A 22,479-nucleotide genomic window follows, 5' to 3' on the forward strand; every position below is an offset into this window, starting at 1 on the left:
GCCTTCGATTTTCAGGGCGCGGATGATCTGCAGGGAGACATCGCGCAGCATTTGGTACTCTTTGTCGGACAAGGTTTGGGAAGGCGCCACGACGATGGAATCGCCTGTGTGGACGCCGACCGGATCGATGTTTTCCATGTTGCAGACAACGATGGCGTTATCATTGCTGTCGCGCATCACTTCATATTCGATTTCCTTGAAGCCGGCGATTGATTTTTCCAACAGACATTGCGTCACGGGTGAGTAGCGCAAACCGTTGGCCACGATTTCGCGCAAGTCAGCTTCATTGTGGCAGATACCGCCGCCTGTGCCGCCCATTGTGAAGGCCGGACGAACGATCAACGGGTAACCGACTTGCGCCGCGAAGTTTAAAGCTTCCCCAACGGTGTGGATGATGTCGCTTTCCGGAACCGGCTGATTCAATTCCGCCATCAATTGGCGGAACAGATCGCGGTCTTCGGCTTGTTGGATGGAAGTCAGTTTCGTTCCGAGCAATTCGACCTTGTATTCCTCCAGAATACCGGCTTCATCCAATTCCACGGCCATGTTCAATCCGGTCTGGCCGCCCAACGTCGGCAATAAGGCATCCGGGCGCTCTTTGCGGATGATGTTCGCGATGAACTCCAATGTCAGTGGTTCCATATAGACTTTATCGGCGATCTCGACGTCCGTCATGATCGTGGCAGGGTTGGAATTAACCAGGATGACTTTGTATCCTTCTTCTCTTAAAGCTAAGCATGCTTGCGTTCCAGCATAGTCAAATTCTGCGGCTTGGCCGATGATGATAGGTCCCGAGCCGATCACTAGGATCGACTTGATGTCTGTTCGTTTAGGCATGCTTTGCCATCCTTTCTTTATACTTCAATTGTTTGAAAAACCTCATCCATCACTGCTACAGCCTTGTCGATTTCAGCGCGCGTGACGTTCAGCGGTGGCAGGAAGCGCAATACTGTATCGTGCGTGCAGTTGATGATGACCCCTTTTTCAAAGCACTTCGCTACGATGTCGGCTCCCTTCATCGCCAGTTCCATCCCGAGCAGCAAGCCTTTGCCGCGCACGTCGAGGATGAAGTCATATTTCTCCTTGAATGCGACTAATTTTTCTTCGAAATAGCCGCCCATTTCGTTTACGTTCGACAGGATATTCTCGTCTTCGATCGCTTGCATGGTTGCGAAAGCTGCCGCACAGACCAACGGATTGCCGCCGAAAGTCGAACCATGATCGCCCGGTTTGAAGTGGGAAGCGACAGCATCCTTCGCCAACAGCGCGCCGATCGGAACACCATTCCCCAAAGCCTTAGCCAGAGTCATCACATCCGGTTCCACACCATAGCCTTCGTAAGCGAATAGCTTGCCTGTACGGCCCATCCCTGTTTGGACTTCATCAAAGATCAACAGGATATCCTTTTCATCGCAGAGTGCGCGTACTTGCTCCAGGTAGGCTTGATCGCCCACGTAGACGCCGCCTTCGCCTTGGATCGGCTCCAAAAGGATTGCGCATGTTTTTTCCGTAACTTTGGCGGCCAAAGCATCAAAGTCATTGAAAGGAACATAGTGGAAACCTTCCAGGAACGGATCGTAATCTTTATGGAATTGTTTTTGGCCGGTCGCCGTCAACGTCGCCATCGTACGGCCATGGAAGGAATTATCAGCTGTGATGATCTCGTAACAGCCTTCACCGTGGACTTCGCGCCCGTATTTGCGCGCCAATTTGATGGCTCCTTCATTGGCTTCCGCTCCGCTGTTGCCGAAAAAGACTTTATCCAAAACGGAATTCGTGATCAGTTTTTCCGCCAACTGCACTTGCGGCTCGATCCAATAAAAGTTCGAGCAGTGGACCAGTTTGGCCGCCTGTTCCGCTATCGCAGTCGTCACTTTCGGATGATTATGTCCTAATGCGTTCACGGCGATGCCTGCCAGGAAATCCAAATATTGCTTTCCGTCCGCATCCTTCAGGTAGCTGCCTTGCCCTTCGATCATGCAGATGGCTCCGCGGTTGAAGGTATTCATCAAGTAGGCTTGCCCTTTTGTCTTTATCTCTTCATTCATTATTCAAGTACCCCTTCCTTCTCACGATCGATCATCGTGCCGATCCCTTCATCGAAAAACACTTCCAACAAAATCGAATGGCGCAAACGGCCATCGATGATGTGCGCTCCATCCACACCGCCACGCGACGCGTCGATGCAGCAGTCAACCTTCGGCACCATCCCGCCCGAGATGACGCCATCCGCTTCCAATGCTTCAATCTCATCAAGCGTGATCCGCGAGATGAGGGAATCCTTATCATGATAATCGCGGAAAATCCCTTCCACGTCAGTCAGCAGGATGAATTTGTTTGCCTGAACGGCCTTTGCAATAGCGCCGGCTACATAATCGGCGTTGATGTTGTAGCTCATCCCGTCTTTCCCCATCCCGATGGAGGAAATAATCGGAATATAGCCGCTGTAGATGAGCGATTCCAACATTTCCTTATTGACTGCTTCCACTTCGCCCACATAGCCGATGTCGATTTTTTCGCCGTTCTTTTCCAGATATTTTTTTCGCGCTTGAATCAGATTGCCGTCTTTCCCTGATAAGCCAATGCCTTTGCCGCCGAGCTGGTTCAGGGTTCCGACAATATCCTTATTGACTTTGCCCGCCAACACCATTTCGACGATTTCCATCGTCTCTTTGTCTGTCACACGCAGCCCCTGTTCAAAGTGGCTCTCAACCTTCAGCTTTTTCAGCATGTCGTTGATGGCCGGCCCGCCGCCATGGACAAGGATAGGGTGCATCCCTACCGATTTCATCAATAACAGATCCTGCATGACGGCTTTTTTTAGCTCTTCATTGATCATGGCATTGCCGCCGTATTTGATGACGATGATCTTATCGCGGAAACGGTTGACGTAAGGCAGTACTTCGACAAGCATTTCGGCTTTTTCACAATTGCTCTTATTCATCTTCATCCCGCTCAGCTCCTGTAATCCGCATTGATTTTCACGTAGTCGTAAGAGAAGTCGCAAGTCCATGTGCTGGCGGCTTCTGTACCCAGATGCAGGTCGATCAAAATGTTGATTTCATCTGCTTCCAGTATTTTTTTCGCAAGTTCTTCATCGAAGACGACACCCATCCCCGCTTCGCAAAGCTTGATTTCGCCGTTCTTGCTTGAAAATGCGATGTCGATTACGTCGGCATCGAAGTATTCCGTTTCCGCATACCCGGCAGCTGTGATGACACGGCCCCAGTTGGCATCCTCGCCGAACATCGCCGTCTTCACGAGACTGGAGGTCGCGACCGACTTGCCGATCGAAACTGCATCAGCCATTGTCTTCGCTCCGGAAACCAACACCTCGACAAATTTTGTCGCTCCTTCGCCATCCTTTACCAACAGCTGCGCCAATTGGGAGCAGATGGACAGGACAGCCGCTTCAACTTCGGCATAGCCGGCATCATCAGCGGAAGAAATCAGCGGATTATCAAGTTTTCCGGTAGCAGCTACAAAGACGGAATCGTTTGTGCTCGTATCCCCATCGATTGTCGCATGGTTGAAAGTCGCATCAGCGGCTCTCAGCAACATCGCATGTAAAGCGGTTTGGCTGATTGCGACATCGGTTGTAATATAGCCCAACATCGTGCCAAGGTTCGGGTGGATCATCCCGGAGCCTTTGACCATTCCTCCGATGGTAGCCGTTTTGCCGGCAACTTCAAAGGTGAAGCTGACTTCTTTCGGAACCGTATCCGTCGTCATGATCGCCTTGCTGGCTGCAGCACCGCCAAATTCGGAAACTTCCGGTGCGATTGCCTTGACCCCTTTTTTCATTGTCTCCATATTCATGAACATTCCGATGACGCCTGTCGAAGACACCAACACTTCTTCCGGTTGGATGTTCAGTTCTGCAGAAAGGAGCTTCACGGTCTCTTCCACATCGGCTTTGCCTTGTTTGCCTGTACAGGCATTCGCGTTGCCACTGTTGATCAGGATCGCCTTGAAGCGGTCCTGTTGTTGCAGGGCTTGTTGATCGTACTGGACCGGAGCCGCTTTGACTTTATTTTTGGTGAAGACGCCCGCAACTGTCGCCCCATCCGGGAAATACAGCAGCGCCATATCCTTTTTGCGTTTCTTGAAACCGGCGTGGATACCTGCGGCTTGTACACCTGCAGCGGCAGTCACACCGCTTTTATGTAATTTCTTTATCATTTCGTCCGTTTCCTCCTTCAGTCTTCCGTTATTACGGGAAAAGTCCTATCATCTGTAATCCTGTCGTTTCGGCAAGTCCGAACATCAGGTTCATATTTTGCACAGCTTGGCCGGCAGCACCCTTCATCAAGTTGTCGATGACCGACACGATGATGACCCGGCCTGTACGTTCGTCGTAGGTGACACCCAATTGGCAGTTATTTGTCCCTTTTACCGATTTCGTCATCGGCCACATGCCTGCAGGCAGAACCTGTACAAACGGTTCATCTGCGTATGCTTCCTCAAAAAGGGCGTGGATTTCGTCCGCTGTATGTCCCCCGGTGACCGTCGCATAGATAGTGCTGAGGATGCCTCGGCTCATCGGCACCAGGTGTGGCGTAAATTGGATCATCGTGTCCGTGCCGGCCATCTGCGTCAATAGCTGCTCGATTTCCGGTGTGTGGCGGTGATGTGCTACACCATAGGCTTTGAAGCTGCTTTCCACCTCAGTGAAGAGGTTCGCTACGTTGCCGGCGCGGCCCGCTCCGGAAGTGCCGGATTTGGAATCGCAGATGATGCTGTTCGGAACAATCCAGTCTTTTTTCTTCATCAATGGCATCAATCCCAATAGAATACTTGTCACAAAGCAACCTGGATTCGCGATGACTGTTGCATCCTTAATCGCGTCGCGGTCCCATTCAGGCAGACCGTAGACGGCTTCCTCCAAAAGTTTCGGCTCGGTATGCGGGACTTTATACCATTCTTCATAGACCGCTGCGTCCTTCAACCGGAAGTCAGCCCCCAAATCGATGACTTTTTTGCCTTTTTCTTTGGCTTTCTTGGCTATCGGCAACGCGTGTCCATGCGGCAAGGCCACAAAAATCACATCGCTGTCCGTCGTCACTTGTTCCAGATCCAATTCTTCGCAAGTGTGATCAACATTGCCCAATAGGTGCGGAAAAAGATGCTGGATCTTTTGACCCGCGTACGTGCGGGAGGTCAGATGATCCAAGACCACATCCTCGCGCAATCCCAATAATCGGACTAATTCCACCCCCGTGTAACCTGTTGCTCCAATGATACTGACATGAATCATACTTCCCATCCCCCTTGTTTATTTATAAGAAAAGCTGAACGGGTTCGCTTAGCCCTGAAAGAAATTTAGGAAATCGTGCCGACTGAGCACCGTAGAGCGCAATAGGTACGATTTATCTAATTTCCGAAGGGCTTTTACCCGTGAAGCTAGCCATCTTTTTAGATGCATAAACCTTTTTAAAATATGTGAAATACCTGTGGTGATGCACTTTTAGATTTGAAATATCAATATTTTTGATATACAAAAAAACTTCCGTGCCTATACCAAATCAAATAGATTCAGTATAGGGACGAAAGTTCGTGGTGCCACCCTTATTTTCCAGCATGCGCGCAGGCCGGACTCAAGTATTGCTACTTTTGCGATAACGGGGCAACCGGATTAAACTTTATGGTTCACATTCAGCTTATCAACTCAAAGTTCCTTTTCATCCATCGCGGTTGACCTTGCTTTCACCCTCCAAGGTTCGCTTCACTGTGCAAATGGATTACTCTTCTTGTCAAAGTTTTTGTTTGTGTTAGATGTTGTTTGACATTTGCATTAAATTTATCATCTGTTTTTCACTTTGTCAATCAAACTTTTGGAATAAATAAATTTCCTAAGGTCGCAGCCATGATTGCCTTGATGGAATGCATGCGATTTTCGGCTTGTTCAAACTGAAGACCGTGCTTGCTGCGGAAGGCGCCATCGGTCACTTCCATCTCGCGCATACCGAAGGTTTCCGCGATTTCCTGGCCATACTGCGTTTTTGTGTCATGGAAAGCCGGCAGACAGTGCAACATGATCACATCATCATTGCCGGTCTTCTCGATCATCTCCATGTTGATTTGATAAGGCGTCAACAATTCGATACGCTCCTCGAATTTATCCTCTTCGCCCATCGATACCCATACATCAGTATAAAGGACATCAGCCGCTTTTACGCCTTTGGCTACATCGGCTGTGATTTCGATTTTGCTGCCGCTCTTTTCAGCGAATTTCTGTGCCATCTCAACCAATTCTTCGGTCGGGAACAGTGATTCCGGCGCGCAGATCGTGACGTTAACGCCCAAGATAGCGCCGGTAACGAGCAGGCTGTTAGCGACATTGTTGCGTCCATCCCCTACATAGACCAACTTAAGCCCGGCCAGCTTGCCGAAATGCTCTTTGACCGTCAGAAAATCAGCGATCATTTGGGTCGGGTGCCAATCATCGGTCAAGCCGTTCCATACAGGTACACCCGCATATTTCGCCAAATCTTCGACGGTTTTTTGGCTGAAGCCGCGGAATTCGATACCATCAAACATGCTGCCGAGCACTTTAGCGGTGTCTTCAACGGATTCTTTTTTGCCCAATTGGATATCATTTTTCCCTAGGTATTCAGGATGCGCTCCAAGATCGATGGCAGCCACTGTAAATGCGGCTCTAGTACGCGTGGATGCTTTTTCGAACAAAAGACAGATGTTCTTGCCTTCCAGATAACGGTGCGGGATGTTCCGCTTCTTCAGGTCTTTCAGATGCGCCGAAAAATCAATCAGATATTCCAATTCTTCCCGAGTGAAATCTTTTTCCGCCAATAAGCTTCTTCCTTGAAATACTTGTTCCAAATTCTGCCATCCCCTTTTAATTATATTCTCACTATCGTTCTTGCGAACGATCATTTCCGAGTCATGATGCAACTATTATTGGACTCATTTTATACCCAATTCTAATCAATTACAAACTTTATTTTAATCAACCTTGTACTAGACGGCTTGGTTTCTTGCTCAAAAGACTTGCCTTTGTCGCTTCGGTAACCCGTTCTCCGCTGAACATTTGTTTTCAAAAAACTTTTATTTGACAATACTACGGATTGGGATTATCCTAGAGACAACTTAATTGAATAGTCTTCAGGGACGGGTGAAAATCCCTACCGGTGGTAAAGCCCACGAGCCTTTAAAGCAGATTCGGTTAGATTCCGAAGCCGACAGTCAGAGTCTGGATGAAAGAAGACAAAAACCATTTATCGAATGGCACGCTGCGTTTATTTGTCATACAAAAAACGCCTTCGCGCCATCCGTTCATGAAACGGAATGTCAATCCCTGGGTGTAGTCTATGCCCAGGGATTTTTGGCTTTATTTAGCTGGCCTTCCTTTGTCGAGCCCTGAAGCAGAAATGTTCAGGGCTCTTTATTTTGGAAAAGGGAGGCACGCAAAGATGCAAGATAAGGATACACACTTTATGCAAATGGCTCTGGAACTTGCAGAGAAAGGCCGCGGGTCCGTCGCACCAAATCCGATGGTCGGCGCCATCATCGTCAAGAACGGACGCATCATCGGGTCCGGTTACCACGAAAAAATCGGGCAAGGCCATGCTGAAGTGAACGCGTTCCGCTCGGCAACAGAAGATGTGGCCGGCGCGACCATCTACGTGACCCTGGAGCCTTGCTCCCATTACGGTAAAACGCCGCCTTGCTCCGACAAGATCATCGAAAAAAAAATCGGACGGGTCGTCATCGCGGCTTTGGATCCGAATCCACTGGTTTCCGGACGCGGCGTCAAGAAACTGCAGGATGCCGGCATTGAAGTGGTAACAGGTGTACTGTCCGAAGAAAGCATCCGTTTGAATGAAATATTTATGAAATACATCGTCAAAAAAGAGCCCTTCGTCGTTATGAAAGCAGCGATGTCCCTGGACGGAAAAATCGCGACCCGGACCGGGGAATCGCAATGGATCACCGGCCCAGCCGCAAGGGAACGGGTACATCAACTGCGCAGCGCCCTCACCGGCATCATGGTTGGTGTCCAGACCGTCATCATGGACGATCCGCAGCTGACCTCCCGCATTCCGGGAGGTAAAAATCCGATTCGGATCATCGTCGACAGCACCTTGCGCATTCCTTTGGAAGCAAAAGTGCTCCAGAATCAGGACGCGGCTAAGACTCTTGTCGCAACGACAGAACGGGCGGACCGTAACAAGGTAGCCCTGCTCGAAGAGGCCGGTATCGAGATTTTGACGGTACCCGCTCAGGACGGCCGAACTGACCTGAAGGCGCTGATGAGCGCCCTAGGGGAGCGCGGCATCGACAGCGTCCTCCTGGAAGGCGGCGCGACTTTGAACTTTTCCGCACTGCAGGCCGGCATCGTTGACAAGGTGCAAGTCTATATCGCCCCGAAACTGATCGGCGGAGAAACGGCAAAAACCCCAGTCGGCGGAGCTGGCATCGAGAAGCTGAGCCAGGCTTTCAATGTAATTGAACTGAAAGCCTGCACCGTCGGGGAAGACATCCTCTTGGAAGGCTACATCTCCAAGAACGAATAACAGAGGAAAGTGGGAGGAAATTCATGTTTACTGGAATCATTGAAGAAGTCGGCAACCTAAAGGGCATCCGCCATGGTCAAAAATCTTCCATCGTCAGAGTCGGCGGAAAGAAAGTGCTGATTGGGACAAAAATCGGCGACAGCATTTCCACCAACGGCATCTGCCTGACGGTCACAAAACTGCACAAGGATGCCTTCGAAGCCGATGTCATGCCGGAAACATTGGAGCGCTCCAATCTTGGTGCCCTGCAGATCGGCGACCACGTCAATCTGGAACGGGCACTGCAGCTCGACACCCGCCTGGGCGGGCACATCGTCAGCGGGCACATCGACGGAACCGGATCGATCAAGGAATACCGCAAGGACGATAATGCCGTCTGGATCACCATCTTAGCCGGACCCGAGCTGCTCCGCTACATCATCGAAAAAGGTTCGATTGCCATCGACGGCGTCAGCCTGACGGTCGCGACAGTCGGCAGCGGATCGTTCCAAGTGTCCATCATTCCCCATACCGGGGCAGAGACGATTTTGTTGGAGAAGAAGTTGGGCGACACGGTCAATCTGGAGTGCGACATCATCGGAAAATACGTGGAAAAGCTGCTGGGCCTGAGCCCGCAGCTGCAAACGAAACAAAGCAACCTATCTGAAGCGTTCTTGAAAGAGAATGGCTTCTTCTGAAATTAAGAGGAGGGAAACATACATGTTCAACACATCTGAAGAAATCATCGCGGATATCAAAGCCGGCAAAATCATTGTGCTGGTCGATGATGAGGACCGCGAAAATGAAGGCGACCTGATCTGCGCAGCGGAATTCGCGACGCCGGAAAATATCAACTTCATGGCCATCTACGCGAAAGGCCTGATCTGCATGCCGATGGATCGGACACTCACCGAAAAATTGGTGCTGACTCCGATGGTAGACCGCAACACCGATAATCACGGGACAGCCTTCACCGTCGCCATCGACCATGTCGAAACGACGACCGGCATATCTGCCTTCGAACGCTCTTTGACCGTCATGAAGGCAGTCGAGGATGACGCTCAGCCCGAAGATTTCCGCAGACCCGGCCATATCTTCCCGCTGAAAGCAGTGGACAACGGCGTACTCGTGCGCAACGGCCACACCGAAGCCACCGTCGACTTGGCGCGTTTGGCAGGGCTGAAGCCGGCAGGGCTCTGCTGCGAAATCATGGCCGATGACGGCACGATGATGCGCACGCCCGAACTGATCACTTTCGCCAAAGAGCATGACCTGAAGATCGGCACGATCGCCGACCTGATCGCCTACCGCAAGGAGAACGAACAGCTCTACAAGCGCGAAGGCAAAGCCAAACTTCCCACAAAATACGGTGAATTCGACATCTACACTTACGTGAGCAAGATCGACGAAGACGAGCACCACGTCGCTCTGGTCATGGGCGATGTCACGACGGAAGAACCCGTTCTGGTGCGCGTCCATTCCGAATGCTTGACCGGCGATGTCTTCGGGTCGAAACGCTGCGACTGCGGCCAGCAATTGGACGCGGCCATGAAGCAGATCGCTGAGGAAGGACGCGGGGTCTTGGTCTACTTGCGTCAAGAAGGACGCGGCATCGGCCTCGTCAATAAAATCCACGCTTATGCACTGCAAGACCAAGGCTACGATACGGTTGACGCCAACCTGATGCTGGGATTTCCCAGTGATCTGCGCGAATACTACATGGCTGATGAAATGCTGCAGGACTTGGGTGTGAAAAAGATCCGCTTGCTGACGAACAACCCTCTTAAAATAGAAGGATTGAAAAATCACGGCCTAAAGATCACCGAACGGATTCCGATCCAGCTGGAGATCTTCGACGAAACACAACGCTACATGGAAACAAAGAAACAAAAGATGGGCCATTATTTGGATTTATAAAAAAACAACCAAACAGGAGGAAAACAAAATGAACATCATCGAAGGACAATTAATTGCACAGGACTTAAAGATCGCGATCGTAGTGGCAAGATTCAACGAATTCATCGGCTCGAAATTGGTGGGCGGTGCCTTAGACGGTTTGAAGCGTCATGGCGTAGCTGAAGATGCCATCGACTTGGCATGGGTGCCAGGCGCATACGAAATCCCATTGGTAGCGCAAAAAATGGCAGCTTCCGGAAAATATGATGCAGTCATCACTTTGGGTGCCGTCATCAAGGGCGCAACGGCGCATTTCGATTACGTCTGCTCGGAAGTGTCCAAAGGCGTAGCGACAGCTTCCATGAGTACAGGTGTTCCGGTCATCTTCGGCGTCCTGACGACCGACACGATCGAACAAGCCATCGAGCGCGCCGGCACGAAAGCGGGCAACAAAGGCTATGATTGTGCCGTATCCGCTATCGAAATGGCCAACTTGCTTAAAAACTTATAAAAATCCATGGAAAAACTAATGTTCAAAGGCGTCCGCACCATCGTCCTTGACTACGACGGCACCCTCCATGACAGCACCCAGAATTACATCCACGCTTTCAAAAAAGCCTATGCTTTTATTGTTGAAGCCGGCCATGCTGCTCCAAGAGATTGGGCTGATGCGGAAATCACAAAGTGGCTGGGCTACAGTAGCAAAGCGATGTGGGAAAATTTCATGCCCGATCTGGACGAAGAGATCCGATCGAAGGCTTCAAAACTGATCGGCCAGATCCTGCTCGAAAAAGCCCAAACCGGTCAGGCAGTCCTTTACGAAGGCGCGCTGGAAACCTTGCAGGCATTGCAGGAGAAAGGCTACCGCTTGGTCTTTTTGAGCAACTGCAGCCGGGCATACATGGAAGCGCACCGGGAAAGCTTCGGCTTGGAACGCTACTTCGATGGCATGTACTGCACCGAAGATTTCAGCTTCATCCCAAAATATGAAATTTTCGAATCGATCCGAGCTGTTTTTCCTGGCGGCTACCTAATTGTGGGCGACCGTTTTCAGGACATCGAGGTCGCTGAGCACCATCCCGTCAGCACAGTGGGCTGCCGCTACGGCTTCGGATTTCCCGGGGAACTGGACTCGGCGGATGCACTGATAGACGATATCCGCGAATTGAATGACTTGCTTTAACAATAGAAAGAGGCTGGGAAAATCCCAGCCTCTTTCTGCGCTTCCGGATATTAGATGCATAAACGTGGAACAGCCGACAAAATTAGGGTTCGTCGACTGTTTGTAAAACTACGACTGCATATCAGCCGACACAAACGAGATTCCTTGACTGTTCGCAAAATAGCGTCTGCACATCAGCAAACACACTGGTGATTCCTCGGCTGTTCGCACGGAAGCGCATGACGAACAACCGACGAATCACTCTTTCGACGCTCTCCTGTGTGGATTCGAAATGGAATTGTAGGCCGACCACATTTTCATTATAGACGAAGCCCGGATTCGAACAGACATCGCCGTGTTATTGAGTGCAGATGCAGGTGGAGAATGTTATGATAGACCTATAGAAAACACTTGATCCAAAGCCATTTTCGAAGGGAGCAAGCACCATGAGAAACCTGGACAAAGAAATTGCGATCATCAAAAAATTCAAAGCCGAGCACCCGAACAAAGCCTACAAACTCTACATCGAGACAAGCGACGACTTCGACTTCCATGACGAAACCGAAAGTGAAGACTACATCGCCGTACTCATCGCCGAACTGGAGACCGAAACACCTGCAGAAAACCCGTTTCTGGAAGGCACATCCGCCTACACCTGGGATGCCGAATACGTCATCTACATCGACAAACCCACCACCGCCGACCGGGAATTAATCACCAAGCTTTATTATGACGAACTGCTCCAATATGTCTGAAGGGAATCACCCTTCAGGCTTTTTTTTCGTCTCTTCTTTTTCGGTTGCTTCCTCCTGTATGCTCTTGGAAACGGCAGTCTCATCCGGCTTCACCATATCGCTGTCTTTCCCGTTTGGTTCTTGTTTTTTTGACGCACGCAATACCTTCTCCGCGAGCAGTTTTACCAGCCGATCCAGTTCAACCATCCCGATCTCCCCTTTTTATTTTTTAATCAATATCTGTTAAAGATACTTTTTGTTTACCATCTTGATCAAAATTATTATCATTTAGCCATTTTTCAAATTTTATCTTTTTTGATGGCCACTCTTTATCGAGTATTGAATACCAATCAGTATCTCGATTTCTATTTTTATAAACGACAGCCTGTCTGAAAGTTCCTTCGAATGTAAATCCTAGACGTTCTGCCGCTTTTTTTGAAGGAGCATTTAAGCTATCACATTTCCACTCATATCTTCTATATTGTAATTCTTCAAATACATATTTCATTACAAGATATTGAGCTTCCGTGGCTTTTTTTGACTTTTTTAACAAGGACGAATAAACTACCCAGCCCATTTCGACAACTCTGTTTTTTCTGTCAATTCTCATTAATGAGAATTGACCAATAGCTTTGTTGGTACTATTATCAACAATTGCAAGATGGTAAGGATCTGAGGAAGCGATAAGTCTCTTGAAAAAAGCACTAAATTCATTAATATTATTAAATTGGTTAAGAGGCACATAAGTTAGATTGTCTGGGGAAGATGCTGGACCATAGACCTCATAAAGATCTTCAAAATGTTTCATTCCTAATTTTTCGACGGTTACTTCCTCGCCTTTAATCAATTTAACAATTGGTAGCTTACCTTCACAAAAATTTACTAATTCATCACCTAAGGGTTGACCAAATTCATTGTATTTCATAATTTTCAGCCTCCATCCTTATATTCTTCACTCAACTATTCCAACTGTGAAAGTTGAGTTATGGTTATTTATCAATCGGTAAAGCAAATATTTTGTAACAAAATGCAACAAAAATTTGTTATTAGTATATCATATCGAAAATGGATAATAAAGGAGTACCCGCCTATAGACTATAATCAAATAGCAAAGCAATCAGCTGATACACTTTCATTGATCAACTCTTTCCTAGTACTAAAATTCGTTGTATTATTCGTTCAGCCTTTCCCGTCCTCAAAGTTTATGCTTAGTTTATCCCCTCCAGTTATAGTTACACCAAGGTTTACAAAGCAGACGAAGTAAACCAAATCGAAGGAGGAAAAAAATAATGAGTGAAAATTTTGAGAATGCGATCAGGGAAAGATTTGAGCTAGGCTTCAAGAATTGGAACAATGGATACGATGCTTGGTTGGACTGGTGCGAGACTTTATATGAACCGGATGCGCACTACAATGTCTACAGCGACCGCTTGACCTTACAGCAATACAAGGACATGATGGGGCAGCTTTTCCAGACTTATGACATCGAATTGGGAGAGTTCCATAATATGATCGTCGAGGGCGAATGGGGTGCGATCCGCTACAACGTCTATATCATCGATAAACGGACCGGCGAACGGATCGAAAAGAAGACGATGGAATTCGTCAAATTCAAAGAAAATCCAGAACCGATCGGCGCACGCGTCATCGAGGGCTGGGAATTGTCCGACAAACCATTGTTCGCCCACTGATACCAAGGCTCTTGCTGCATCATGACCACATAAAATAGCCTCCGGAAATCCGCATGATACGGACTTCCGGAGGCTATTTATTTTATCTTGGTTACAGCAAACCGAACATTCGTTCAAGGACTGTTCGGACATTCAATCCAGATCGGCCCCGTTTGAAGCGATGACCTTCTTGTACCAGTGGAACGAATCTTCTTTGCTGCGTTTCAGGCTGCCTTTGCCTTCTTCATCCTGATCGACGTAGATGAAGCCGTAACGTTTGGACATTTCACTTGTGCTGGCGCTGATATATTTGTTATTTTGGATTGCACCCTGACCACATTGTAAACTTATCTGTACATTTGAAGAAGTGCGTTAGCACGTTTTTTTCTTTACATTTGGCGAACACACGTTCGAAGATGTGTAATGAAGCCAAGGAGGTGAGTTTCATGCTGAAAGCCTATCAGTTCCGTTTACATCCCAATCAAATACAGAAAGAATTTTTCGCCAATTGCTTCGGCTCCGCAAGATTTGTCTACAATCAGATGCTGGCTGACCGAAAAGAAATTTACGAAACCTACAAAGACGACAAAGAACTGCTGAAATCCATCAAGCCGAGGACCTACACTTCTTTCAAAGAGGAATTCCCGTTCCTGAAAGAAGTGGACAACCTGGCTTTGGCGAATGCCAGCCAAAACCTGAACAAGGCCTACAAAAACTTCTTCCGCGACAAATCCGTCGGTCATCCGAAATTCAAAACCAAGCACAAGTCAAAAGCGTCCTACACCACCAACAACCAAGGCGGAAACATCCGCATCGAAAACGGAAACATCAAACTGCCGAAAATCGGCTTCGTCACAATCAAGCAACACCGGGGGTTTGACGGACTGATCAAGTCCTGTACGATTTCCATGAACAAGGCAGGCAATTATTTCATTTCCATTTTAGTGGAACAGGAAACGCCCGAGTGGCTGCCAGCAGAACACAAAATCGGCATCGATCTCGGCATTTCTGATTTCGCCGTCACCATAAATGATGCCGACGAATCCATGAAACATGCGAACCCGAAATGCCTGTACCAGTCCGAACAGAGAATCAAGAAAGCCCAACGCGCCTTGTCCCGCAAGCAAAAAGGCAGCAAAAACCGAGAAAAGGCACGCTTGGTACTGGCCAAAAAACACGAAAAGATTGCGAACCAACGCAAGGACTTCCTGCACAAACTCTCCAATAAAATCACGGACGAAAACCAAGTCATCGTGATCGAAACGCTGCGGAGTTCGAATATGATGAAGAACCACAAACTTGCGAAAGCGATTGGGGATGTCAGTTGGTCCGAATTTTGCAGGCAGTTGGCCTACAAAGCTGAATGGAAAGGCCGGACGCTCATCAAGGCTGACAGGTTTTACCGATCCACCCAAATCTGTTCCGCAAGCGGACACAGAGACGGCAAGAAAGCCCTGCATATCCGCGACTGGACCTGCCTGGCTTGCGGTGCAACCCACGACCGGGACATCAATGCCAGCAAGAACCTCTTGGCTTTGGCCAAATAAAAGAAAACACATGAGGCAGGTACTGCCTTTGAGCCTACTCAATATCCATTCCCGCTGCCTGCAAAGACATACGCAGGTAAGGAAGGAGTTCGTAGGAAGCTCGCGGCTTGGGTCGTGAGTAGTTCACGCTCTCTTCCATGTAACCAACTTGCGGGCCCAGCAGGAGAATATCGATATTCTGGATTAGCTTATCCACTTTTTCTTTTGCCGCATTCTTCACCCGTTCAACCAGCATGCTGGTCGAGAAACCTCCTGTACAGGCCAACATAATTGATACTGTCATGCAATCCCCACCTGTATAGATATGCAAAAATCATGCCAACACACATGAACCGCATCGTGCACCAAAAAAATCTGTGTCGCCAAAACGACACAGATTTTTTAAAGTTATGCAGTTGTGTGTCAGTTGTTCGCTATATAGGACACACTTCGAGCCAGATAAGCATAAGCGACATGGTTCAGCATGTCCTCATTGATCATTTCCAGATGCTCCTGGAAATAATCAACGAAAAGATTTTTGATTTTCGGCACGATATATTTGTCCTGCGGAAACGAAACCATCCCTTTTTCAAAATGCGGAATCTGTTCCTTGCGCTTGATTTTCCGCAACATGCCGATGATATGGAAAGAAAGGCCGATCTTATCGCTCACGAACAGGGAAGGGCTCATCATTTCGTTCACTTCATCGTTGAAGCGATAAATGCTGGACAACAGCTCCTCTATTTCAGGCATATCGTAATACTTCAGGATCGTTTCTTTTATCGAACGATAGGTATAGATTTCGTCGATGCAGTCCTGGATGCGCTGCAGTCCCGCCCGGTTCATGACCGTGTACAGCTCGAAAGTCGGATGCTCCGTTTTGATCGCAAAAGTGCTGATGACACAGATGATCTCGTATTCCTTCGTCAATTCCTGCAAGCGTGCATAGATGCTCTCCTTGCCTACGAGATTGATTGGTACGATCGTGATTTCTTTCTCGTCGAAGGTAAGCTCCTTCCGGATGATGTCACGGATCGTTACGGCCGTCCCCTCTCCGGTCAGGCAGATCGATATGATCGCCAACGGTTTGAAATGGAACGAATCGGTGGCTTGCGGTCGCACTTTCGACTGCTGCACCTGCTCCAATTCCTTCCTGTCCTGATAGATGGACATATAGTCATTCACTTTCAGTGTTTCAACGTAAACCTCACGCAGACTGCAACCGATCATCGCTTTTCTGCTGGCTTCGAGGACATGCATGGTGCTCACGAGCGGAATAGACTTAGCTTTCAGAGGGAACAGTTTCTCCAATTCCCCCGCAAAAGTCGTCAGGCTGCCCATGTCCACTAGCAGCAGGATATCATCGGTGATCTGATGATTTTTGATGTAGCGGACCAGTCTTTTGAACACTTGCTGAGGCTCTTCATCCAAGCGCGCATTGATCCCGATGGCGCCGTCATGGTTCAGCAACTGGTTCGCCGTATCGCAAAGTGCCGATGCAATCCCCGATCCATGCGCAATTACGATGACCTGCACTTTTGCCAATCTTTCGATCGCATCCATCTCATCGTGCGTCAGGAACATGATGAAATAACTCGCTTCCTCTTCCGGAATACGCACACCAAGATCCGCTTCCAAAATGGTCATGCACTCCTTCGCGACGCCGTACATCTCAGGATACTTGTCGATGATCGCTTCATGCATGTCGTTCTTCAGCACATGATCCTGTTGGCTTCGCTTCACAAGGTTGTAGATATGGATCGCCATCATCTGGAACACCTTGTCGCTCATCACCTTGCCGGTCTTGATCGTGACGTGACGGAGGATCTTTTCCAACTCCTTGATGATGTTCTCCGGAACAAGCGCAATCAGGTTTTCTTTGTTGCAAAAAAGTTGTTCCTTTTCTCCGGTCAATTTGAAATAGGTCTTCAGATCGTGCTCCATCGCTTTTTGGATCTCTTCCGCGCTGGCTTTTTTCTGCTCCAATTCCCTATAGCGTGTGTTCATTTCCCGGTAGATGGTGCTTTCACTTGGAACGCTGACTTCCGTAACGGTAGCGTTGGCGGGCAGATATTGGATCGCCTGTCGGTTCGTCGCCTCGTATTTCGACCACATCTGACGATGTTCCGCATTGCTGAGCAGACCCGCCCGGATATAATCCGGCAGATCTTTGCTGCTGACTTTTAGATAATTCTCTTTGACCGCCAAGAAACGGGCATAGCTTTTCGCAAAGGCGATCCGGATATCCGCTTTAAATTGCCCGATATTCAATTCACATTTGTAATGCAGAAAAGCTTTCAGCGCATTCTTGCTGAAATACATCGGTACTCCCAACTGATTGACTTCCTGTTGGACGAAGGCATCGAAAAGCTGATGGCGTTCCTCAATCGACCTTTCCCTCAAGCTCGGCAGATCGATGATTATCGGCAGTCTGCGGATGAACGTCTTCAAAAGCGTATCCTTTTTTTCGGTTGTCGCTCCGATGATCAGGACATTAGCCTGGTGATCCTTTTCAGATTCTCCGAGCGGTCGGAAAACACCGCGGTCGATGTAGGTGAACAGCATCTCCTGCCCTTCGATCGGCAACCTGTGGATTTCATCCAAAAAAAGAATGCCTCCGTTCGCCTTCTCTAGAAGCCCTGTCTTATTTATTTCTGCCCCCGTATAAGCCCCCTTTGCATGACCAAAAAGCTGGCTCATCAACAGCTGCGGATTATGGGCATAATCGGCACAATTGAACTGGATGAAAGGGGAAGATTCCACTAGTTTCCCCGATTGGATGCCGTATTTGTGCAGCAAGTCGGCAAACAATGACTTGCCCACGCCGGTTTCCCCAAGCAACAGCATATGCATCCCGTCCCCTGGATACAGGATGGCCGCCTTACCTTGCTCGATCTGATGGAAAAGACTGGGATTCTTCTTCAGGAAATTATCCATGTCCACGATTTTAGTCATTTCCTTCGGTGCCGCAACCTGTTGCGGCACCTTGCGTGTGCACGGGAAAAAACGCACCGGTCTGGTCTTCTCTTTATAGCAGCGTTTTTCTTTATACAGCTGATTCAGATCACGCGAAATATTGCTTCTGTCGCTTTTCAATCTATAGGCGATTTCCTCGGCCGTTATGCCCTGCTTTTTCTCCTCGTAAAGCATGCCCAATGCCTCAAACACTTTTTCAATCCTCTGCAAAAAACATCACTCCTTGGCAAACGTTTACATTCTAATGACAATCGTACCATACTTTGGTGACGGCGTAACAGAAAAATGAAGAGAGTAAACTACTTTTTAGACAAAAGTAACAACAATAATCTTTCATATATTTTTTAGAAACCGTTTCTTTTACACTACATAAAAAAAGATGTATGATAAGGTTGTTGATAGCGCTTTATAACTGGAATTTATTACAGAAAGGAAGTAACAACATGAGCAGATTATTTCCAGCGTATTTCAGATCCCCTCTTTTCAAAGAACCCTTTTTTGATGATCCTGATTTCTTTGAAGGTATTGAATACCCTAGTACAGACATCAAAGAATCCGACGAAAGTTACACTGTAATTGCAGATTTGCCAGGGATGACCAAAGAAAATATTGAAGTCACTTTCCAAGACAACGTTCTTACTATCGAAGCGAAACATGAAGTATCCACAGAAGAAAAAGACGACGAAAAGAAATACATTCGTCGGGAGCGTTCAAGCAAACATTACAAACGTCAATATGTTTTAAAAAACGTCAAAAAGGAAGCTGTTTCTGCCGCTTATGAGAATGGCGTTTTAACCATCACTCTAGAAAAAGAAACAAAAGAATCTTTACCTACTGTCCATAAAATTGAAATTCAATAACTCATGTATGTGAAAAACCTCATTACTTGCGTTTATTTTTAACGTGTATTTATCCATTCTGAGTGGTAAATAAAAAAAAGAGCCTTGGAACACATCAGGAATCGCGCTCCATCAACGTTTCTAAGGCTTCTAAATTATTCTAGTATGGGTAATGAGGGGTTTGAACCCCCGACCCGCTGATTAAGAGTCAGCTGCTCTACCAACTGAGCTAATTACCCCTATCACGTGCTGAACACGTAACAAATGTTATTTTACTCTTCTTTTCAATAAAATGCAATAACTTCACGAAAAAAAGAGTCCACTTCCGGATAGTATCTCCGGATGCGGGCTCTTTTTGGTATTCATTAAGGTCTTAGATGGTTGCCCAAACGTTTTCCAATACGTTCGTTTGGTTGCGGTCAGGTCCCACTGAGAAAGTGGAGATGCGAACGCCAACTGTTTCTTGAACGCGACGGACATAGTTGCGTGCATTTTCAGGAAGTTCTTCCAATGTACGACAAGCAGTGATGTCTTCGCTCCAGCCTGGCAACTCTTCATAGACAGGCGTGCATTGACCCAATTCTTTCAAGCTTGCTGGATAATGGTAAATCAATTCACCTTCAGCATTTTTGTAGGCAGTACAGATTTTGACTGTTTCCAAGCCGCTCAAAACATCGATTGAGTTCAAGCATAGGTTAGTGATGCCTGAAACGCGTTTTGAATGACGCATAACAACTGCATCAAACCAGCCGATACGGCGCGGTCTGCCGGTCGTTGTGCCGTATTCACGGCCGACTTCGCGGATTTGGCTTCCTACTTCATCAAACAATTCAGTTGGGAACGGGCCATCGCCGACACGGGAAGTGTAAGCTTTGCAGACACCGACAACTTTATCGATCTTGGTAGGGCCCACACCGCTACCGATGGTTACGCCACCAGCAACCGGGTTGGAAGAAGTAACGAATGGATAAGTACCTTGGTCGATATCCAACATAACCCCTTGTGCGCCTTCAAATAAGACACGTTTGCCTGCATCCAATACGTCGTTCAGGATAACGGATGTGTCGGTTACATATTTTTTAAGTTCTTGACCATATTGGTAATACTCTTCAAAAATATCTTCGAATTTGATTTCTACAGAATCGAACATTTTTGTGAACTGACGATTCTTTTCTTCCAAGTTAATCTTTAGGCGTTCTTCAAAGATTTCTTTGTCCAACAAATCAGCTACACGGATACCGACACGCGCTGCTTTATCCATGTAAGCTGGCCCGATACCTTTGATGGTCGTACCGATTTTGTTTTCGCCTTTTGAATCTTCCTGAAGCTGATCCAATTGAATATGATAAGGCAAAATGACATGGGCACGGTCGGAAATACGCAGGTTATCCGTGTTGATTCCGTGATCTTTCAAATATGCCAATTCTTTGATCAATGATTTCGGATTCACTACTACGCCGTTTCCGATCACACTGATTTTTTCTGGATAAAAAATGCCGGATGGAATTAAGTGCAATTTGTATGTAACGCCATCAAACTGGATTGTGTGGCCAGCATTGTCTCCGCCTTGATATCTAGCGATTACTTCTGCATTCTCACTAAGGAAATCTGTAATCTTCCCTTTACCTTCGTCTCCCCATTGAGTCCCAACAACTACTACTGAAGTCATTATTTACTCCACCTCATCTTATTTATTCATAACACTATGCTAGTTTACCAATATTACCTATGTCTTTCAATAAAGAATCAAATAAAAGCGCTCATTTCTGAACAATTTGTCCAATATGATTAGCTAATTTCCGGCATATAACTCATCGACGAAAACTTATTGAATTCCTTTTTGAACAGGAGCTTTACGGTTCCACGCGCTCCGCTCCGGTTTTTTTCGATAATGACCTCTACGACATTGTTCTCCTGCTCATCCCGTTCCGAATCATCGCCGCCTTCACGTTCATAATAATCGTCGCGGTACAGGAACGCAACGATATCGGCATCTTGCTCGATCGATCCCGATTCACGGATATCACTCAATACGGGACGTTTGTCTTGCCTCTGCTCCACGCCACGGGACAATTGTGAAAGGGCGATTACCGGTACTTTCAGTTCTTTCGCCAATTTCTTCAGTTGACGCGAAATGTCGGAAACTTCCTGTTGGCGGCTTTCGCGGTTATTTCCTTCAATCAGCTGCAGATAGTCGATCACGATGAGACCCAGTTTCCCCTGTTCCTGCAGCAAACGACGGCTTTTTGCTCGGATTTCCGCAATCCTGATACCCGGAGTATCATCTATGAAGATTTTTGACTGGCCCAAAGTCCCCATCGCCATGATCAAGTTGGACCACTCATCTTCAGAAAGCTGCCCTGTCCGCAAGTGACCGGCATCGATGTTCCCTTCCGCACACAGCATCCGGTTGACCAATGACTCCGCCCCCATCTCCAAGCTGAAGATGGCGACTACCTGATCCGCTTTGGTTGCGACGTTCTGCGCGATGTTCAGCGCAAAAGCGGTCTTACCTACGGCCGGACGCGCTGCCAGAATGATTAGCTCTTCTTTCTGGAGGCCTGCCGTCATTTTGTCCAAGGCGATGTAGCCTGTTGGCACCCCAGTCACATCATCGCTTCGTTGCGCTAACGATTCGATATTCTGCAACGATGCTGAAACGACATCCGAAATGCGGATGAAGCCGGATCGGTTTCTCCGTTCGGATACCTTAAGGATGTTCTGTTCGGCGCTGTCCAGCATGACGGCGAGCTCATCACCCTCTTCATAGCCTTTGCGGACGATTTCTGTAGCTGAGCGGATCAGGTTGCGCAAGATCGATTTCTCTTCCACTATCTTGGCGTAATATTCCACGTTGGCTGAAGTCGGTACCGCAACTGCTAATTCGGCCAAGTATTCCATGCCACCAGCATTTTCAAGCTGATTCTTCGTATCCAACTCATTCGAGATGGTGACGACGTCAATCGCTTCATTCCGATTGTTCAATTGCAAAATCGCATCAAAAATAATCTGATGATTTTTTCTGTAAAAATCAGATGATTCAAGGTATTCTAAAACATTCACAACCGTTTCAGGATCCAAAAAAATGGAACCCAGAACGGATTGCTCTGCTTCTATACTATGAGGGGGTATGCGATCTTGAAGTGTATCTTCCATTTTATAT

The 22,479-nt window shown here is 47.7% G+C and carries 21 protein-coding genes, 1 tRNA gene, 1 pseudogene, 1 riboswitch and 1 other annotated feature; of the genes and pseudogenes, 9 read left to right on the forward strand and 14 right to left on the reverse strand.

Going from position 1 to position 22,479, the window contains the following annotated elements:
• The 6 genes from BLV66_RS13170 to argF form a co-directional block, all read right to left on the reverse strand.
• The coding region (locus BLV66_RS13170) for an ATP-binding protein (protein ID WP_143033139.1) at nucleotides 1-837 on the reverse strand (837 nt) is incomplete at its 3' end.
• Between the two features lie 17 nt (nucleotides 838-854).
• A complete protein-coding gene (locus BLV66_RS13175) occupies nucleotides 855-2,048 on the reverse strand; it encodes an acetylornithine transaminase (protein WP_176974280.1) in 1,194 nt (397 codons plus the stop codon).
• Nucleotides 2,048-2,950 (reverse strand): acetylglutamate kinase, encoded by a 903-nt coding sequence (gene argB, locus BLV66_RS13180; protein ID WP_218131856.1) that lies wholly within the window; start codon nucleotides 2,948-2,950, stop codon nucleotides 2,048-2,050. The genes BLV66_RS13175 and argB overlap by 1 nt, the downstream gene beginning before the upstream one ends.
• Nucleotides 2,951-2,955: 5 nt before the next feature.
• On the reverse strand, nucleotides 2,956-4,182 hold the full coding sequence (gene argJ, locus BLV66_RS13185) for a bifunctional glutamate N-acetyltransferase/amino-acid acetyltransferase ArgJ (protein ID WP_086986363.1): 1,227 nt from the start codon (nucleotides 4,180-4,182) through the stop codon (nucleotides 2,956-2,958).
• A gap of 31 nt (nucleotides 4,183-4,213) precedes the next feature.
• On the reverse strand, nucleotides 4,214-5,257 hold the full coding sequence (gene argC, locus BLV66_RS13190; protein ID WP_086986362.1) for an N-acetyl-gamma-glutamyl-phosphate reductase: 1,044 nt from the start codon (nucleotides 5,255-5,257) through the stop codon (nucleotides 4,214-4,216).
• 282 nt (nucleotides 5,258-5,539) lie between these two features.
• Nucleotides 5,540-5,766, reverse strand: a binding site (T-box leader).
• Between the two features lie 60 nt (nucleotides 5,767-5,826).
• Complete coding sequence (gene argF / locus BLV66_RS13195; protein ID WP_086986361.1) at nucleotides 5,827-6,840, reverse strand: ornithine carbamoyltransferase; 1,014 nt, start codon at nucleotides 6,838-6,840, stop codon at nucleotides 5,827-5,829.
• 274 nt (nucleotides 6,841-7,114) lie between these two features.
• Nucleotides 7,115-7,230: riboswitch (FMN riboswitch) on the forward strand.
• Nucleotides 7,231-7,430: 200 nt separating this feature from the next.
• Between argF and ribD the strand changes: the two genes are divergently transcribed.
• From ribD to BLV66_RS13225, 6 genes are all read left to right on the forward strand, one after another.
• Nucleotides 7,431-8,534, forward strand: a complete 1,104-nt coding sequence (ribD, locus tag BLV66_RS13200; protein WP_086986360.1) for a bifunctional diaminohydroxyphosphoribosylaminopyrimidine deaminase/5-amino-6-(5-phosphoribosylamino)uracil reductase RibD — start codon at nucleotides 7,431-7,433, stop codon at nucleotides 8,532-8,534.
• A gap of 23 nt (nucleotides 8,535-8,557) precedes the next feature.
• Nucleotides 8,558-9,211, forward strand: coding sequence for a riboflavin synthase (locus BLV66_RS13205; RefSeq protein ID WP_086986359.1), 654 nt, complete (start codon nucleotides 8,558-8,560; stop codon nucleotides 9,209-9,211).
• Between the two features lie 22 nt (nucleotides 9,212-9,233).
• The gene (locus BLV66_RS13210; protein ID WP_086986358.1) at nucleotides 9,234-10,430 is read left to right on the forward strand and encodes a bifunctional 3,4-dihydroxy-2-butanone-4-phosphate synthase/GTP cyclohydrolase II; all 1,197 of its coding nucleotides are present in this window, start codon (nucleotides 9,234-9,236) and stop codon (nucleotides 10,428-10,430) included.
• A gap of 28 nt (nucleotides 10,431-10,458) precedes the next feature.
• Nucleotides 10,459-10,920 carry a 6,7-dimethyl-8-ribityllumazine synthase gene (gene ribH, locus BLV66_RS13215; protein ID WP_086942839.1) on the forward strand — a complete coding sequence of 154 codons (462 nt, stop codon included), beginning with the start codon at nucleotides 10,459-10,461 and terminating at the stop codon, nucleotides 10,918-10,920.
• Between the two features lie 18 nt (nucleotides 10,921-10,938).
• Entirely contained in the window at nucleotides 10,939-11,592 is a 654-nt protein-coding gene (locus BLV66_RS13220) for an HAD family hydrolase (RefSeq protein WP_245826691.1), read from the forward strand.
• Between the two features lie 425 nt (nucleotides 11,593-12,017).
• A complete protein-coding gene (locus BLV66_RS13225) occupies nucleotides 12,018-12,326 on the forward strand; it encodes a hypothetical protein (RefSeq protein ID WP_086986356.1) in 309 nt (102 codons plus the stop codon).
• Between the two features lie 6 nt (nucleotides 12,327-12,332).
• Here BLV66_RS13225 and BLV66_RS13230 read toward each other — a convergent pair whose 3' ends face one another.
• Both BLV66_RS13230 and BLV66_RS13235 read right to left on the reverse strand, forming a co-directional pair.
• Nucleotides 12,333-12,512, reverse strand: a complete 180-nt coding sequence (locus tag BLV66_RS13230) for a hypothetical protein (RefSeq protein ID WP_086986355.1) — start codon at nucleotides 12,510-12,512, stop codon at nucleotides 12,333-12,335.
• Nucleotides 12,513-12,534: 22 nt separating this feature from the next.
• On the reverse strand, nucleotides 12,535-13,230 hold the full coding sequence (locus tag BLV66_RS13235; protein WP_086986354.1) for a GNAT family N-acetyltransferase: 696 nt from the start codon (nucleotides 13,228-13,230) through the stop codon (nucleotides 12,535-12,537).
• A gap of 364 nt (nucleotides 13,231-13,594) precedes the next feature.
• Here BLV66_RS13235 and BLV66_RS13245 point away from each other — a divergent pair, with 364 nt between their 5' ends.
• The gene (locus BLV66_RS13245; protein ID WP_086986352.1) at nucleotides 13,595-13,996 is read left to right on the forward strand and encodes a nuclear transport factor 2 family protein; all 402 of its coding nucleotides are present in this window, start codon (nucleotides 13,595-13,597) and stop codon (nucleotides 13,994-13,996) included.
• Between the two features lie 132 nt (nucleotides 13,997-14,128).
• Here the strand turns inward: BLV66_RS13245 and BLV66_RS15470 are convergent.
• Nucleotides 14,129-14,281 (reverse strand): annotated as a pseudogene (locus BLV66_RS15470) (family 1 glycosylhydrolase); the annotation flags it as partial.
• A 140-nt stretch (nucleotides 14,282-14,421) separates the two neighbouring features.
• Here BLV66_RS15470 and tnpB point away from each other — a divergent pair.
• A complete protein-coding gene (tnpB, locus tag BLV66_RS13250; protein WP_086986351.1) occupies nucleotides 14,422-15,522 on the forward strand; it encodes an IS200/IS605 family element RNA-guided endonuclease TnpB in 1,101 nt (366 codons plus the stop codon).
• Nucleotides 15,523-15,556: 34 nt separating this feature from the next.
• Here the strand turns inward: tnpB and BLV66_RS13255 are convergent, their stop codons facing one another.
• Nucleotides 15,557-15,805 carry a PTS sugar transporter subunit IIB gene (locus BLV66_RS13255; protein WP_086986350.1) on the reverse strand — a complete coding sequence of 83 codons (249 nt, stop codon included), beginning with the start codon at nucleotides 15,803-15,805 and terminating at the stop codon, nucleotides 15,557-15,559.
• 119 nt (nucleotides 15,806-15,924) lie between these two features.
• Complete coding sequence (locus BLV66_RS13260) at nucleotides 15,925-18,687, reverse strand: sigma-54-dependent transcriptional regulator (protein ID WP_086986349.1); 2,763 nt, start codon at nucleotides 18,685-18,687, stop codon at nucleotides 15,925-15,927.
• Nucleotides 18,688-18,920: 233 nt separating this feature from the next.
• Here BLV66_RS13260 and BLV66_RS13265 point away from each other — a divergent pair, with 233 nt between their 5' ends.
• Nucleotides 18,921-19,337, forward strand: a complete 417-nt coding sequence (locus BLV66_RS13265; RefSeq protein WP_176974281.1) for an Hsp20/alpha crystallin family protein — start codon at nucleotides 18,921-18,923, stop codon at nucleotides 19,335-19,337.
• 145 nt (nucleotides 19,338-19,482) lie between these two features.
• Here the strand turns inward: BLV66_RS13265 and BLV66_RS13270 are convergent.
• From BLV66_RS13270 to dnaB, 3 genes are all read right to left on the reverse strand, one after another.
• A tRNA-Lys gene (locus BLV66_RS13270) sits at nucleotides 19,483-19,555 on the reverse strand.
• A gap of 134 nt (nucleotides 19,556-19,689) precedes the next feature.
• Complete coding sequence (locus BLV66_RS13275; protein ID WP_086986347.1) at nucleotides 19,690-20,985, reverse strand: adenylosuccinate synthase; 1,296 nt, start codon at nucleotides 20,983-20,985, stop codon at nucleotides 19,690-19,692.
• Between the two features lie 119 nt (nucleotides 20,986-21,104).
• Entirely contained in the window at nucleotides 21,105-22,472 is a 1,368-nt protein-coding gene (dnaB, locus tag BLV66_RS13280) for a replicative DNA helicase (protein ID WP_086986346.1), read from the reverse strand.
• Nucleotides 22,473-22,479: the final 7 nt, after the last annotated feature.

Origin of the sequence: Trichococcus collinsii (assembly GCF_900107505.1) — a bacterium.
In the GTDB taxonomy this organism is placed as follows: Bacteria; Bacillota; Bacilli; order Lactobacillales; family Aerococcaceae; genus Trichococcus; species Trichococcus collinsii.

Bases quoted from the DNA above. Each gene is read 5' to 3' on its own strand.
- BLV66_RS13175 (WP_176974280.1), bottom strand. From the start codon at position 2,048: ATGAATGAAGAGATAAAGACAAAAGGGCAAGCCTACTTGATGAATACC.
- argB (WP_218131856.1), bottom strand. From the start codon at position 2,950: ATGAAGATGAATAAGAGCAATTGTGAAAAAGCCGAAATGCTTGTCGAA.
- argJ (WP_086986363.1), bottom strand. From the start codon at position 4,182: ATGATAAAGAAATTACATAAAAGCGGTGTGACTGCCGCTGCAGGTGTA.
- argC (WP_086986362.1), bottom strand. From the start codon at position 5,257: ATGATTCATGTCAGTATCATTGGAGCAACAGGTTACACGGGGGTGGAA.
- ribD (WP_086986360.1), top strand. From the start codon at position 7,431: ATGCAAGATAAGGATACACACTTTATGCAAATGGCTCTGGAACTTGCA.
- BLV66_RS13205 (WP_086986359.1), top strand. From the start codon at position 8,558: ATGTTTACTGGAATCATTGAAGAAGTCGGCAACCTAAAGGGCATCCGC.
- BLV66_RS13210 (WP_086986358.1), top strand. From the start codon at position 9,234: ATGTTCAACACATCTGAAGAAATCATCGCGGATATCAAAGCCGGCAAA.
- ribH (WP_086942839.1), top strand. From the start codon at position 10,459: ATGAACATCATCGAAGGACAATTAATTGCACAGGACTTAAAGATCGCG.
- BLV66_RS13220 (WP_245826691.1), top strand. From the start codon at position 10,939: ATGTTCAAAGGCGTCCGCACCATCGTCCTTGACTACGACGGCACCCTC.
- BLV66_RS13225 (WP_086986356.1), top strand. From the start codon at position 12,018: ATGAGAAACCTGGACAAAGAAATTGCGATCATCAAAAAATTCAAAGCC.
- BLV66_RS13230 (WP_086986355.1), bottom strand. From the start codon at position 12,512: ATGGTTGAACTGGATCGGCTGGTAAAACTGCTCGCGGAGAAGGTATTG.
- BLV66_RS13235 (WP_086986354.1), bottom strand. From the start codon at position 13,230: ATGAAATACAATGAATTTGGTCAACCCTTAGGTGATGAATTAGTAAAT.
- BLV66_RS13245 (WP_086986352.1), top strand. From the start codon at position 13,595: ATGAGTGAAAATTTTGAGAATGCGATCAGGGAAAGATTTGAGCTAGGC.
- tnpB (WP_086986351.1), top strand. From the start codon at position 14,422: ATGCTGAAAGCCTATCAGTTCCGTTTACATCCCAATCAAATACAGAAA.
- BLV66_RS13255 (WP_086986350.1), bottom strand. From the start codon at position 15,805: ATGACAGTATCAATTATGTTGGCCTGTACAGGAGGTTTCTCGACCAGC.
- BLV66_RS13265 (WP_176974281.1), top strand. From the start codon at position 18,921: ATGAGCAGATTATTTCCAGCGTATTTCAGATCCCCTCTTTTCAAAGAA.
- BLV66_RS13275 (WP_086986347.1), bottom strand. From the start codon at position 20,985: ATGACTTCAGTAGTAGTTGTTGGGACTCAATGGGGAGACGAAGGTAAA.
- dnaB (WP_086986346.1), bottom strand. From the start codon at position 22,472: ATGGAAGATACACTTCAAGATCGCATACCCCCTCATAGTATAGAAGCA.